This is a genomic window from Asaia bogorensis (genome assembly GCF_900465345.1).
GTDB lineage: Bacteria > Pseudomonadota > Alphaproteobacteria > Acetobacterales > Acetobacteraceae > Asaia > Asaia bogorensis_A.
Window position 1 is genome coordinate 97,911 of the sequence record NZ_UEGO01000031.1, and the last position, 14,609, is coordinate 112,519.

General features: G+C 58.3%; 8 protein-coding genes. 3 read left to right on the plus strand and 5 right to left on the minus strand.

All coding sequences use genetic code 11. The annotated features are described in order from the left end of the window. Positions 1–14 precede the first annotated feature (14 nt). Genes ED655_RS10710 through ED655_RS10720 form a run of 3 tightly spaced genes read right to left on the minus strand, consistent with a single transcriptional unit; the run spans position 15 to position 4,503 of the window. Entirely contained in the window at positions 15–746 is a 732-nt protein-coding gene (locus tag ED655_RS10710; RefSeq protein ID WP_122050143.1) for a MarC family protein, read from the minus strand. Next, on the minus strand, positions 746–2,839 hold the full coding sequence (locus tag ED655_RS10715) for a lysylphosphatidylglycerol synthase domain-containing protein (protein ID WP_122050144.1): 2,094 nt from the start codon (positions 2,837–2,839) through the stop codon (positions 746–748). The genes ED655_RS10710 and ED655_RS10715 overlap by 1 nt, the downstream gene beginning before the upstream one ends. A gap of 38 nt (positions 2,840–2,877) precedes the next feature. Continuing rightward, the gene (locus tag ED655_RS10720; RefSeq protein ID WP_122050145.1) at positions 2,878–4,503 is read right to left on the minus strand and encodes a lysine--tRNA ligase; all 1,626 of its coding nucleotides are present in this window, start codon (positions 4,501–4,503) and stop codon (positions 2,878–2,880) included. Between the two features lie 167 nt (positions 4,504–4,670). On the opposite strand from ED655_RS10720, the gene ED655_RS10725 reads away from it, so the two are divergent. The 3 genes from ED655_RS10725 to ED655_RS10735 are packed head-to-tail and all read left to right on the plus strand — an operon-like array spanning position 4,671 to position 10,453. Beyond that, entirely contained in the window at positions 4,671–7,565 is a 2,895-nt protein-coding gene (locus tag ED655_RS10725; RefSeq protein ID WP_122050320.1) for an ATP-dependent DNA helicase, read from the plus strand. Continuing rightward, a complete protein-coding gene (locus ED655_RS10730) occupies positions 7,558–8,706 on the plus strand; it encodes a glycosyltransferase family 32 protein (RefSeq protein WP_122050146.1) in 1,149 nt (382 codons plus the stop codon). Before ED655_RS10725 ends, ED655_RS10730 begins: the two co-directional genes overlap by 8 nt. Positions 8,707–8,764: 58 nt before the next feature. Further along, the gene (locus ED655_RS10735; RefSeq protein WP_122050147.1) at positions 8,765–10,453 is read left to right on the plus strand and encodes an ATP-dependent nuclease; all 1,689 of its coding nucleotides are present in this window, start codon (positions 8,765–8,767) and stop codon (positions 10,451–10,453) included. 39 nt (positions 10,454–10,492) lie between these two features. On the opposite strand, the gene ED655_RS10740 is transcribed toward ED655_RS10735, so the two are convergent. Together ED655_RS10740 and ED655_RS10745 are read right to left on the minus strand one after the other, a co-directional pair. Then, complete coding sequence (locus ED655_RS10740) at positions 10,493–13,465, minus strand: TonB-dependent receptor domain-containing protein (protein ID WP_122050148.1); 2,973 nt, start codon at positions 13,463–13,465, stop codon at positions 10,493–10,495. Between the two features lie 314 nt (positions 13,466–13,779). Continuing rightward, positions 13,780–14,541 (minus strand): SDR family NAD(P)-dependent oxidoreductase, encoded by a 762-nt coding sequence (locus ED655_RS10745; RefSeq protein ID WP_122050149.1) that lies wholly within the window; start codon positions 14,539–14,541, stop codon positions 13,780–13,782. Positions 14,542–14,609 lie beyond the last annotated feature (68 nt).

Consider the following 14,609-nt stretch of genomic DNA (forward strand, 5'->3'; position numbering starts at 1 on the left):
CAGCTCGCTTCAGTTCAGTTCAGCAAATTGAGTTGGCGCATATGCCTGAGTGTCGAGACAACGAACCCCTCCAGCCCCGCGAACAGGATCTGGATACCGATACAAAGCAGGATGAGGGCCGCAAGACGGCTCACGATGCGCGCCCCGGTGCGACCAAGTGAACTGACGATCCGCTCGGCATAGGTGTAGAAAATGACCACGGTCAGGGAGACGGCAAGTACGGCAAGGGACAAGCCGATGATGTAGCTGGCGGCCGAGGCCCCAAGAGTACGACCCGAACTCAGGGCAATGGCCACGGCAATACTGCCAGGCCCTACGGTAAAGGGCATGGCGAGCGGAAAGAACGCCCTGTCCCCGAGGTCGTTATCCGCGTTGGCCGTGTCGTGGTCGAAAACCTGACGCTCCTTGCGGGCCTCACTCTCCTCTGGTGCCAGCAGAAGCGCCCATGCACGAGAGGCGACCACGAGGCCACCAGACACGCGCAGGGCATCAATGGTGATGCGAAAGAAGCTGAGGATCCACCCACCCAGCCACACCGAAACCATCAGAATGATGAAGGAATAGAACCCGACGGTCCGGGCCAGACGAACCACCTGTGCTCGTGGGCGACCCAGGGTCGTTTGCGCAAAGATAAGCGAGGCGCCCAGAGGGTTGACGATCGAGAACAACGCCGAATAAGCCATCAGCCAGATGGCCGTTACGTCGCTGATCCTGACCTGTTGCGTCAACACATGGGGCAGGTGCATCACCCGGCCCGATCGGCACGGGCCTTGACCGACAGGAAACGTCTTGTGTGCAGAAGGCGTTTGAGCCGCCTGTGCTCACTGCCCAGCACCGCCTTGACCGCCTGCAGATCCTGCGCGAGGCAGCACAGCGCCCCGGTTTCTCCCGGGCCATTGGGACAGACCGTCATGCCAATGTCATGATACACGCCCAGCAGGGCCTGCCCCACCTTGATGAAGACAGGATGACGGCCTTCCTCCAGCGCTAGATCGCGCAGGCGCCAGATAGCAGCAATGCACTCGGTCTCCGCGCCGGCAGGATCTCCAACGCCAATAATGAATTGGCCCGTGCGCAGAAACGGGATACCGGCGCGGCCGTTGTCATTCAGGATCAGGCCACTTGGGCGACGTGGCCCAAGCTCCTCAAGAGCGTGAGCAAGACTGCGATACAGCGTCTCACTCTCCTTGTCCCAAGGTCGGACCAGCACATGACTACGACGCAGCATCTGGATCACCGCCACAATCCCGAGCAGTGCCGAGATGCCCAATGCCCAACGCACGACGGAGGTATGCGCGTCATAGATGAGCGAACGCCACCAGGCATGTCCGAGGTGATGACGCAGGGCAAACAGACCCACACTAACAAGACTGATGATCCAGAGCGTGACCGGTGCCATGAGCGTCGGGCTGAGTGGCTCGGCGAACAGCCTCGCCTTGCGATAATAGCAGGACCGGAATGGCGCTATGAGAAAGATCACCATCATCAGACAAAGTGGGATGGCCAAAGGGCCCTGCCTCAGGATGACGAGTGGGATCGCAAGGCCAAGCAAGGCGAGCGCCGCACGCCATGCCGCCGTAACACGCTGCGCCAGCCCGGCTGCCACGCCAACAAGCATCACCCCGGTGAGACACAGAAGAAACTCAGCAATTTGCAGCATGAGATGGGTGAAAGGCGTGCCAAGCAATGGGGCGGGAACGGCTACGGCATAGAAAACGAGCAGAATGCCGGTTCCAGCCACGACACCGGTCGCCACCGTAACCGAAAAATCAGCTTCAGACTCACGAACGACAAGGCTTGGACGCCTCGCAAGAGCTGCGCCCTGCATGCCGCCGCGGCGCCGTGCCCAGGCAGCATCACCACGCAGAAAGAGCTCATGAACGGCAAACATGCCCCCCGCCAGAAAGAGCGGAATAATGTAATAAAACAGGCGGAAAGTGAGAATAACGCCAAGGATCTGCGGGGTGGGCAGATAGGGCCCGAGCGCCAGAAGCATTGCGCCGTCGAACACGCCCAGTCCACCCGGCACACTCGCGACCAGACCGGCCGTGTAGGAGGCAATGTAGATGGCGAGAAATGCCGGAAAGCCGATTGCCGCTTCGGGAGGCAACAGGACATAGGCAATCATCGCTGTCATGGCCATGTCGGCGGCGCTGACAATAACCTGCGCCACAGCCACGCGAAAACCCGGCACGTCAAGCGTGTATCGCCAGATGCGCATCTGGCGATATCGCAGTGAAACGCCGAGATAGGCGAGCACGCAGAGCCAGGCCGCTGCACCACCCAGTTGCAGGACCAGGTGAGGCAGATGGGCCACAAGCGGGATATGGCCCGGCTCGAACAGGAACACGCCGCCTATGAGCGCCATTGCACCAAGCAGATAGGTGGTGGAACAGAAGGCAATGATCTGGGCGATGCCGCCAGGCGACACCCCCCAGTTGCGATAGAGCCGAAAACGCACAGCAGCGCCGGAGATGGCCGAGCAGCCCAGGTTGTGCGAGAGCACATATGAGCAGAATGCTGCAAAGGCTGTGCGCAGGAACGACTGCTTTGACCCGATATGATAACAGGCCAGCCGGTCGTAGAAAGACAGGATGAAGTAGGACAGGAAGGTGCAGCCTACCCCAGCCAGCAAAGCCTGTGCCGGTATAGCCTGGAGAGCCCCCCTTATCTGGGCGAGAGAGAGCGATTTGAGCTCTTTCTGGATAACGTAGATCGCCGCCACCAGAAGAATGAGCCCCAACAGCGCTGGAAGACGACAGGCCACGCGTCGCCAAGGGCTCGCAGGTTTGGCCTCGCCTTCCTCACAGCAGGATGTTGTCTGTTCCTGAACGGTCATGAACCCTCAATCAAGGCTGCTGATCGTCTCTTCACCTGTCAGTTATCGGCATCAGCCACGGCAACATCGCGGGCAAGGGCATTTTCGATCAGCGCCACCGTTTCCGGCAGGCCGAAAAGCGAGGCGAAGATGCCAAAGCGGGGTCCCTCGGTCTGCCCGAGCAAAACCTCGTAGAGACACCCGAACCACGCCCTTAGCGGCTGGATCTGATGTTTCTTGCCAATTTCAAAGACGATATCCTGAACCTGAACAGGAGATAGTCCGGGGTCTGCCAGTTTCAAGGCGTCCGCCAGATCCTGCAAGGCAACGCGCTCCAGATCCGTTGGCGCACGGAACGTCTTGGCCGGGCGGACGAACTCCTTGAAATACACCAGAGCATGGCCGACCAGACGATCGACATAGGGGTGCGTCTCAGGCGAGAGGTTCGGGTCGTAACGGCGCAGGAATTTCCAGAGGGTATCGCTGGTCTCGGCATTGGCGACCGAGGCCAGATTCAGCAGGGCCGTGAACGAGACCGGGCTTGAAAGCCCCTTGTCGAGCGTGCCGCCATGGATGAACCAGGCCGGGTTGGCGCGCAGCGTGGTCTCGTCTTCCGTCTCGACAGCCTTGTCCAGATTGGCCAGATACTCGTCCATGGCACGGGGAATGACATCGAAGAACAGGCGCTTGGCGCGTGTCGGCTGATTGAACATGTACTGCGCCAGACTCTCGGGCGGCGCGTAATGCAGCCACTCCTCGATCGACAGACCATTCCCCTTGGACTTGCTGATCTTCTGGGCATTCTGGTCCAGAAACAGCTCGTAGGTCAGGCCCGCGGGCGGGGCCTTGCCAAGGATACGACAGATCTTGCTGGACAGCTTGACGCTATCGATCAAGTCCTTGCCTGACATTTCGTAATCCACGCCCAGTGCGTACCAGCGCATGGCCCAGTCGGCCTTCCACTGCATCTTGGCGTGACCACCCAGCACGGAGGTCTCGAAACTCTCGCCCGTCTCGGGGTCCTGCCACTGCACGGTGGCGGCAATCGGGTCGACCCTGGTCACGGGTACCTGCATGACCTGACCGGTGCGCGGATGAATGGGCAGCACAGGCGAATAGGTCGCGCGACGTTCGGCACCCAGCGTGGGCGCAATGGTCGCCACGACCTCGTCATGCACCTCAAGCATACGGCGCAGCGCCGCATCGAAACGGCCTGATGTGTAATAATCGGTTGCGGAGGCAAACTCGTACTCGAAGCCGAAACGGTCGAGGAATTCGCACAGCATCGCGTTGTTATGCGCCGAAAAACTCTCGAATCTGCCGAACGGATCAGGGATACGGCTCAGCGGCAGGCCGAGATGCTGCGCCAGCATCTCCTGATTGGGGACATTGCCCGGAACCTTGCGCAGCGCATCCATGTCATCGCTGAAAGCCAGCAGACGTGTCTTGCGTCCCGTCAGGCGTTCATAGGCCAGACGCACCCAGGTCGTGCGCGCCACCTCACCGAAAGTGCCGATATGGGGCAGGCCGGACGGGCCATAACCAGTCTCGAGCAGGGCCGGAGCATCGCCGCCTCGTGCCTCGACATGGGCCACGATTTTTCGCGCCTCCTCGAACGGCCATGCTTTTGGCAGGTCGAGGGCGTCTGGAGTGAGAGAGGCGTTGTTTTTTGCAATGCTGGACATGATTGGTCGAAAACTAGAAATAGTTCCGCCCCGGGTCAAGCAAGTTGGCGTTAGCCCCTCTTCTTCGCAGGCTGCCCAACGCGCCCATTCCACCTTGCTTCCGGCCGCATATGGCGAAGGAAACGCTCTGCTGGCGGGCGAGCGCGAGTGCGTCTATGGTCGATGCGATGCCCACACCCTCCCGCGCCTCACCTTATGATGCCCCTGCCCTTGTAACGACCAGAGCGCGGGCGTCGGTTCTGACACCGGATGGCGAGCTTCTTTCCCTCGACGCGAATGAGGCGGCACAGCTGCTGGTGACGCTCCCCCCACCGCTGCTGATTCACGGTCCGGCCACAATCAGGAGGCTGAGTCTTACGCCACCGGGTCAGGTCGTGCCGTGGTTCGATCTGCTCGAACTGTTCCTGTTTCTCTTTCCCACACGCCCTGTCGTGCCGACCCCTCGGGGTATGGCGTTGGCATTGGGGATGATGGCCCCTGACCCGTGCGAGGCCGATTTTCTGCATCAGCTTCTCGAAATGCTGCGCCAGAGCCTCACCCGTCTGGCAGAGACGGGCGAGGCGGACACCATGCGGGCCCTGCTTCCGCTTCTGTCCCGTGCAGGCTGGGCCTGGGCGGCGTTTGTCGAGACGGAACTGGCCGCAACGCCTTCAACACTGCGCCATCCTTACGAGGCGTTGCGCGTCTGGCGGCGGCTGCCGCGCTGGGAGGAGATGGCGCAAAGACCGCCGCCGGGAAGCCGTCCCGTCAGCCCGGTCGAGGCGCGTGCCCGCCTCTCGGCTATTCTGGGTGACAAGGCCGAGACGCGCCCGGGACAGGCCGATTATGCCTCGGCCGTCACCCACGCTCTCGCCCCACGTGAGGGATTCGGGATACCGGAAATCGTGCTTGCGGAGGCCGGAACCGGGACAGGCAAGACACTTGGCTATATCGCCCCGGCCAGTGTCTGGGCCGAACAGAATGATGGACCGGTCTGGATTTCCACCTATACGCGGCATCTGCAACGTCAGATTGAGCAGGAGTTGCATCGCCTCTATCCCGATGATGCCGAACGCCGGAATACAGTCGTTCTGCGCAAGGGACGGGAAAACTATCTCTGCCTTCTGAACATGGAAGACGCGGTCAACACGCTGGCGTCGAGGCCAAACCCCTCACCCGCCGCCCTTGTCGGCCTGTCCATGCTGGCCCGCTGGGCCGAAGCGACTGAAGATGGCGATCTGATGGGGGGCGACCTACCGGGCTGGTTTGGCGATATCTTCGGCACCAGCACGATCTATGGGATGGCTGACAGACGGGGCGAGTGTATCCACGGCGCCTGCCCGCATTATCAGACCTGCTTTGTCGAACATTCCATTCGTCGGGCACGCGGCGCCAATCTCGTGATCGCCAATCATGCTCTTGTGCTGTCGCAGGCAAGCTGGGCCAGCCTTGCACGCGACGACGTGCCTGATGAGGACCAGCTTCCAACGCGCTATTTCTTCGATGAGGGGCATCACCTGCCTGAAGCGGCAGATAGCGCGTTCTCGCTCGCCCTTTCGGGGCTGGAAGCGGCGGAGCTGCGACGCTGGCTGCTTGGCGCCGAAGGCAGCCGCTCGCGCGCGCGCGGATTACGCCGGCGCCTGGAGGACCTCGTTGCCACCTCCCCGGCGCTGGAATCGCCGCTGGATGCCATCCTCTCCGCGGCCCATGCCCTGCCCGCACCGGGCTGGCTCGGTCGCCTCAATGGCGAGGATGACGCGACGGAGCCGGAAGTGCCGGAGCTGATCACCAACAGCGCCGAGCAGTTTTTCCGTGCGCTCAGAGCCCAGCTCGAAGCCCGCCGTATTGGCGCAGCGGGACAGGACACGTCCGAATGTGAGCTCCACCCCGCAGGTGATACACTCAGGGGGGCGGCAGACCCTTTCGATACGGCGCTACGACGCCTGCTCACGCCGCTCGAAACCCTCGTCGAGCGACTCAAGGCCCTGCTGAGCGAGCCGGATGACGCGCTGGAAGCGGCACAGAGGCTGCGTATCGAGGCCATGATACGCTCCATCCGCCGGCGGGCCATTTCGCGTGTAGAGGGCTGGATTGCCATGCTCGACACCGTGCTGGGCGACACGCCTGAATCGGGAAGCGCGTTCATCGATCTCATCAGGCTCGAATATGTCCCCGGCCGCCCGGGCGAACGCGATATCGGCCTGCACCGTCACTGGCGCGACCCGACCATTCCCTTTGCCTCGGTCATGCAGGGGCCGGCGCATGGTATCCTGATCACCTCGGCCACCTTGCGTGACCAAACGCCCCCGCAGGGTGAGAGCGGCCCTGACCCCCGTCTGGTCGAACAGGGCTGGCAGGCGGCTGAGACGCGGCTGGGCACGCCGCATTTCATCAAGCCGCCCATGCGGGCCTCGCTGCTCAGCCCATTCGATTACGCCAGCCAGACACGCGCGCTGATCGTCACGGATGTTCCACCGAACGATCTCGATGCGCTGGCAAGCGCCTACAGGCTGCTTTTCATGGCAGCGGAGGGAGGCGCACTGGGGCTGTTTACCGCCATCTCCCGTCTGCGCGCCGTGCATCAGCGGATTGCGGCACCTCTGGAGGAAGCAGGCCTGCCGCTTTACGCGCAGCATGTCGATACGATGGATAACGCCACCCTGGTCGATATCTTTCGCACCGAGCTTCATTCCTGCCTGCTCGGCACAGATGCGATGCGCGACGGCGTGGATGTGCCGGGTCAGGCGCTGCGTCTGGTCGTTTTCGAGCGTACACCGTGGCCGCGCCCCGATATCCTGCATCGCGAGCGGCGCAAGGCGCTCTCCCCCGACGACCCGCGTGATTACGACGACCGTCTCACACGCATGAAACTGCGTCAGGCTTTTGGGCGGCTGATACGCAAGGGCGATGACCGCGGGGTATTCGTCATTCTCGATCGACGCATGCCCTCACGCCTTCTCTCCGCCTTTCCTGAAGGCGTCGCTGTCGAACGAGTGAGCCTTGCACAGGCGGTGCGGCAAATAGGGGAATTTCTCCCTCATGAGCCCCACGCCGTAACGGAGAGTGATCCACACGATGTCTGACACAGCCCTCGTAACCATGTTCGGGGATGTCCTCGTTCCCAACGGGACAGGGGCTCCCGAGATGAAAGCCACCGGGACAGGAACGCCCGGAATGGGAGCAACCGGGGCAATGGATAGCCCCACGCCGGATACAGACAGTCCCATTCGAGGCACGGTTCTGGAGGACGCTGGGCAAACCATGCTTGGCATCGATCCCCAACGCCGCCTGTTGCTCAATGCGCCTGTCGGGTGGAACCTGCTTCAGACAGCGCCCGCTGTGTATCAGTTGCGCGATGCCTCTGGCGCCATCAGGTCGCACGCCCCTGACGGCTCGCGCGACCTGATCATGGAACGCGCCAGCTGGAGCGAGCTTGTTTGCCTCAGCCTGCGCCGCTTCCCGGTCATCGCGCCTGCGCAGATATCACCCGAGCCCGTGCCGCGATTGCTGCATTACATCTGCAATGATCTGGCAACGCTGGACCCCGCCATCACAGCCAATATCGAGCGCACAGCCCGGATGAACCCGGGGTGGTCACTCAGGCTGTGGGACGAGGCTGCACGTTTCGATTTCATATCCGAGCATTATGGCTGGGACGTGCTGAAAATCTATCTGATGATTGGCGGGGAATACGGCGCCGCCAAGGCCGATTTCTTCCGTTATCTGCTGATTTACAAGCTGGGTGGGGTTTATATCGACCTCAAATCGACCACCTCGCGACCGCTGGATGAGATAATACGCTCGGACGACGCATATCTGATCTCGCAATGGAACATGTCAGGCTCCGGTCTGCACAAGGGGTGGGGGATTGGCGCCTCGATCGCCTATGTGCAGGGCGGGGAATACCAGCAATGGTTTCTCATCGCCCGACCCGGCCACCCGTATCTGAGGCGCGTGATCCAGCTCGTCATGACCAAGATCCTGACCTACCGCCCCGAAGCACATGGGGTAGGCATGGTTACGACGTTCAACATCACCGGCCCTCACGCTTATACCAAGGCAATCTATCCAATCAGAACCGCTTACCCACACAGAGTATTCGATGCTGAAAGCGAGGGGCTGGTCTATTCGGTCATTGAGGATCATCGTGCACGCAGCGGCAGCAACTACCGCGAAGCCCGGACGCCCATCGTGACCGGAAACGAGTCCTATTTGTTGCGATAGATAGACTGATTTAAGGTGAGGCACCGAAATTTGACGATAAGCAAAATAGGAGATTATTATGATAATCATAAACATAGGCGCAAATAATTTTAGGACTTTTAGTAAATTTTCTCTAGATATCCCACACAATTACGTCGCTATATCAGGAAAGAATAATGCGGGCAAAACCGCGATACTGAGGATAATTCAGCATTTTCTGACTGATGACGCGAATTCTAGCTTCTCGCCATTTAATTCTGAGATATCGTTTACCCGCGATTGCACTCAATGGGTCGCAGCCGAAGCTGAAGATATGAGTATCTCCCTAACGATCGAGATTGACCACCATCAAGACTCCGAAGTCTTTTTTGTTGTGAAGACCTTCTCCTCGATAGACGAAGATATAAAAAAAATTAGAATATCTATGTCTCAAAAATACAATAAAGGGGGAGGTAGTCAGATATCATGCATCGTAAACGAGAAAGAGATCGAAGGACAAAAAGCTAGCGAAGTCTTGAAGAAGATCAGATCTGCGTCTAATATGGTGGTACACAATTCCACAAATCCTGAGCGTAATATATTCTATGCAGGCGGGGGCTCGTTCACAGAAATTATTGAAGCCCACTTCTCACCCGACGATCAGCAGAAGATTGCGGAAGCTCAGAAGGGCTTACAAGCAAAGGTGAGACGTGCCGCTCGGCAACATAAAGAGGATTTGGAGGGCTTGCTTGGCAAGCTCAAAGATCGCTTCAAGGTAGAATTAACTACAATAGATCGTGAACGTAACTCACGCTTTCCATTAGAAGTTAAATTGACCGATCGCGATGTTGAAATTCCTCTTAATGACTGGGGGGCGGGCACTCAAAACAGAACTAGAGTACTGATGTCTGTGCTTGAGGCTGCTCGTATACGATCCTCGACCAGAGACGAAGATCGCTCGTCTCCCATTTTTCTCGTCGAGGAACCGGAAAGCTTTTTGCACCCGTCTGCGCAGTCTGAGTTTGGCCAAGTATTGAATAGTTTATCCCAAGAACTGGATATACAAATCATAGCTACCACACATAGCCCTTACATGCTCAATCAAACCTGCCCATCAGCGAATATTCTTTTGGAACGCAAACTTGCGCGGGGCGTCCCACGTGAGACATTTGTTCGAGATACAGAGGGGGATGGCTGGATGATGCCCTTTGCTGAAATTCTTGGAATTATTCCACACGAATTTTCCAATTGGCTACCATTATTCTCGTCGGTGAAGCCAAAAGTTATTTTAGTCGAAGGTGAGATAGATAAAGAATATTTCGAGTTTTTCCGCGCCAACTATCCGAAAATCTGCAAGATTCCGGCAGATGTCGAAATTTTGCCTTATGGTGGAAAAGACGCTCTGAAAAACACCCCCATATTACAGTTTATGCTCAACAAATTCGGTCGGGTATTTATAACCTTTGACCTGGACGCGAGGGATGACGTGATCCCAGCGCTAGACCGCATAGGACTAGTGCAAAATGAAGATTACCTGAGCATTGGCGTCGCTGGCCCGGGCACCGGCGCAATAGAGGGGTTGCTCCCTAACACTCTCAAACGCAAAGTTTATAGCGAAAACGTCGATCTTGTTACTCAGCTACAGGGGGATACAAAATCACGCAATAGCGCAAAATCAAGCCTCAAACGAAAAATGCTAGATGAGTTTAAAGTAAACACCTACGAAGAAAAAGAATTACAGCCATTCAAAACAGTGTTCAGCGTGATTGATAGAAAAATCTCCTCCTAACGGGAAACGGGGAGGAGAAACCTCCTCCCCGAACAATGGTCAGAAATTGACCCCGGCCTGCAGGAAGACATAGCGACCCATATAGAGATCGCCATAAAGCCCCGCCGCGCTGTTCGTCGAGGCATCGGCCACGAAGGGCGGCTGCTTGTCGAACAGGTTGTTCACACCAGCCGTGAAGTTCCAGCGATTGAGGCGGTAATTGACCGTCAGATCATGAGAGAAGATGCCGGGCGTCTTGTAGCGGCCATAACCGAGCGCAGTACTGAGATCCTGCGATCCGTTGTTCCAGACCATGCCACCCGTATATTTCATCATATAGGTGACACCCCAGTTGCCATGCTGCCAGTTGAGCGTGGCGTAGTCGCGCACGCGCGGCTGGCCCGTGCCCGACTGATACATCAGACGACCGGCATAATTATACCACTGACCACCCGGCTCGTTCTGCTGCAGATAGCTGATGAGTTGCTGGAAGTTATTGCCCAGCGTTACCACATCGTTGCGCGTGACACGAATACGATAATCAAGGTCGAAATCAATGCCGCTCGTACGCAGGCCGCCGATATTGGCATAGTAATCCGTCACCGAGTTCAGCTGGCTTGTGCCGGAAACACGTGTGATGTTGTTGCAATAGCTGGAACTGGCGCCCGTGTAGCACTGGTCAAGAATATACTGTGAGCTCAGATAGGAGATCATGTTCTTGATCGTGTAGTGCCAGTATTCCACCGAAGCGGAAAGACCCGGCACCCAGCGCGGTGTGATCACCGTACCGATCGTGTAGGTACGTCCGGTTTCCGGCTTCAGCGATGCATTACCACCATAAAGCGTCGGCACCTGACCCGAATTGGCTGCAACGAAGGTCGAGGTGTTGATGCCCTGCTTGGCGCAATTGGCGACGACATTGGCCGAGAGCGAGCCATAGGAGCTGGCCTGGGCGCAGGGGTCGGTTGCCGAGGCGTAGCCGAGGCTGCCACCTGAATAGAGCTCATAAACATTCGGCTGACGATAGGAGCTGCCAATCGTTGCGCGGAAACGGATATCGCGGATCGGCGCCCAGTTGATCGAGGCCTTCCAGTTCTTGGTGCCACCAAAGGTGCTGTAGGACGAATAGCGCCCCTGAGCGTCAATGGTCAGATCCTTGGCGAGAAAGACGTCGCGCAGAAGTGTCGCCTTGCCTTCGAGATAACCTTCCGTGACGTTGAAGCCGCCGCCGGTATAGGAGGCCGAGTTGGTGAGCGTATCACCCGACGCCACAACAGCATCCGGATGATAGGCAAGCTGCTCGCCACGATGTTCCATGCCCAGCGCAAAGCCCAGATCGCCGCCGCCCTTCCAGGGCATGGTCGTGACATGGTTGTTGTGCATGCGCAGGTTCAGGTCGCGCAGCTGGTAATAGTAATGATCATGACTGGTGTAGTTGGAATAAGCCGCAGCCGCTGAGGAAAGCGGCTTGAACGGATCGGACAGCACACAGCCGGCAGAGGCCTGGCAGACCGACGGGTTATAGACCAGTGCCGAGCTTGAATCGCTCGGATCAATCTGCTGCAAACCATATTCCTGCAGGAGCTTGGCATAATTGCCCACGCCCGACATCTGCGAGGTTACCTGGTTCCAGCCATAGGTGTAGGACAGATCGTACATCCAGCCATGGGTGATCTCACCCTTGGCGCCTGCAATGGCGGTGTAGGTGTCGGTCGCTGTCTCGGTACGACGGTTACCCCATTCGCCGTAACGCTTGTACATCAGCACGTCCTCGCCAAACGTGTTGTATGGCGCATCAGCCGGGATCACGAGGCTGGACGGCAGGTTGGACGGGTAGATGCTGCCCGTCATCGGCTCCGGCGCCAGGGTGGTGCTGGAGGTACGGTGGCTGTACTGGAAATTGGCATAGGGCGTGAAATGGCTGTTCACGTCATAATGCGCGTCGAAAGACAGCGTGGAGTTCTGCAGCGAGTTGGTCAGCGACTGCTGCGAACCGTAATTATAGCGGTCGGCTGACGTGGCCGAATGATATCCAGAGCCGCTGGCATTCGGGATATAGGTGCCAGAATCCGTGAAATACTTGCCCGTGGTCGGAATGGACGAGCCGAACAACAGATCGGAGGCATCGACCGGATCGTTGGTCTGCACATTGCGCGACCAGGCACGATTGCGCTGCATGATGCCGCTCGACGTCATGTAGGAACCGAACAGGGTAACGTTGCCCTTGCCGTGGTCGAAATTCCAGCCCTTGTAACCCGAGATCTGGCCTGTCTGACCATCACCAAGATCGGAAATGCCGCCTTTGACGGTGATATTCGCGTCGTTGAGGTCGTGGCGCATCTTGATGTTGATGACACCAGCCACGGCGTCAGCGCCATACAACTCCGAACCACCGTCTTTCAGGATTTCGATGCTCGCGACCTGGAAGACGTTGATCGTGTTGAGATCGACGCAGCTGTTATTGCCGTTGAGCGTCGTGCGCTTGCCGTCAATGAGCACCAGCGTACGGTTTTGCCCGAGATTACGCAGATCGACGCAGGAGGAGCCGCCGGTGCCATTGGTCTGTGAGTTGTATGTTCCGGACGAACCGACAGAAGGCAGGCGCTGCAGATAGTCACCAACCGTGCTCGCGCCGGTCTGCATGATCTGCTTGGCCGTTACGATCTGAACCGGGTTGGCATTGGCGTTGTTCGACGTGCTGAGCGCCGAGCCTGTTACGACAATATTCTCGCTGCCACCCCGTGCCCCGCGACCGGAGACTGGCGCGAAAGTGTCGTTGCTGGCCGAGATCGACCGGACATCCGCGCCCTGCGCCGCAGGACGAACGAGCGGTGCGGCGGAGGCGGCAGGAGCGGTGGTGGCCTGGTTGCGGGCTGCAACGGGGGTTGTCTTTCTGGCCGTGCGCTTGTGGGCCTTGTGTGAGGGTACCGCTGCGGACTGGGCAGCATGGGCCAGTTGCGCCTGCCCGAGAACCAGACCTGCACCAACTGTGGAGACAAGAAGCAATCGCCGCTTGTTTCTGATGATCTTCATAGTGATTTCGACCTCCAAAAGGCGTTCTGGAAGCGAAAAGATTTCACAAACGAAATTACGTCCAGAGGCTTATTGCAGATCAAATCGTGCAGACACCAATCATTGTATTTTTATCACAGAGTTACTTACCGTTGTTGTAAATTGAACTCATATCTTACTTTTAGTTATTCGTATTACACTTGTGAAATATTCGGAATCATTCGGCAACGTCGCGCGGCATGGCTATGGTGCGGGCAGAAGACGGCAAGCGTGCTGCGAGCGACTGACGCGCCTCCTCCGGAGCATGAACCCGAAGAAGGCCGCGCCATGCCTCCTCATAGAGACTGGCCGCCTGATACCTCGATGCGCTGCGCATTCACCCAGCGGTTTTCCTCGGAGAGCAGCGAAGCAATCATCGGGCCGATATCCTCAGGCACACCGACACGTCCCAGCGCGGTTGCCTGGGCGATATGACGACCGATCTCCGGGTTGTCGCGCACCATGCCCCCTGAAAAATCGGTCTGTATCGCGCCGGGGGCCACCACATTGGCGGCAATTCCCCGTACACCAAGCTCCTTGGCCATATACCGCGTCATGATCTCCACAGCGCCCTTCATCGAGGCGTAGACGATCCGCCCGGGGAAGGTGAAACGGGTCAAACCGCTGCTGATGTTGAGTATGCGGCCGCCATCACTCAGAAGGGGGAGGAGCGCCTGGGTGAGAAAGAATGGCCCCTTGAGATGCTCGCGATACATACGATCGAATTCGTCTTCGGTCGTGTCGGCGAGACCGCCATTATGGGCACTGCCCGCATTGTTGATGAGATAATCGAAATGGGTCAGCCCCCATCCCTTGAGGATATCGGCAACGCTGTCGCGAAATTGCGCGAAGCTGCTGCAATCGGCCACATCCAGCTGCAGAATGGCGGCTTTGACTCCGTATTGCTGGGCTGCGGCCATGACCGTCTCTGCCGCCTCGCGATTGCCCTGATAGGTCAGGATTGCGCCGACGCCGCGCTTTGCGAGCGCCTCCACTGTCGCCCGACCGAGCCCGCGGCTGCCGCCGGTAATCAGGGCGATAGGCTGATGCTGTGTCATACTGATGTTTCCTCTCACTGGTAATGAGAGCAACTGACCATGTGTGACGGCTTGCGATAAGATACGAA

Bases quoted from the DNA above. Each gene is read 5' to 3' on its own strand.
- ED655_RS10710 (WP_122050143.1), bottom strand. From the start codon at position 746: ATGCACCTGCCCCATGTGTTGACGCAACAGGTCAGGATCAGCGACGTA.
- ED655_RS10715 (WP_122050144.1), bottom strand. From the start codon at position 2,839: ATGACCGTTCAGGAACAGACAACATCCTGCTGTGAGGAAGGCGAGGCC.
- ED655_RS10720 (WP_122050145.1), bottom strand. From the start codon at position 4,503: ATGTCCAGCATTGCAAAAAACAACGCCTCTCTCACTCCAGACGCCCTC.
- ED655_RS10725 (WP_122050320.1), top strand. From the start codon at position 4,671: ATGCCCACACCCTCCCGCGCCTCACCTTATGATGCCCCTGCCCTTGTA.
- ED655_RS10730 (WP_122050146.1), top strand. From the start codon at position 7,558: ATGTCTGACACAGCCCTCGTAACCATGTTCGGGGATGTCCTCGTTCCC.
- ED655_RS10735 (WP_122050147.1), top strand. From the start codon at position 8,765: ATGATAATCATAAACATAGGCGCAAATAATTTTAGGACTTTTAGTAAA.
- ED655_RS10740 (WP_122050148.1), bottom strand. From the start codon at position 13,465: ATGAAGATCATCAGAAACAAGCGGCGATTGCTTCTTGTCTCCACAGTT.
- ED655_RS10745 (WP_122050149.1), bottom strand. From the start codon at position 14,541: ATGACACAGCATCAGCCTATCGCCCTGATTACCGGCGGCAGCCGCGGG.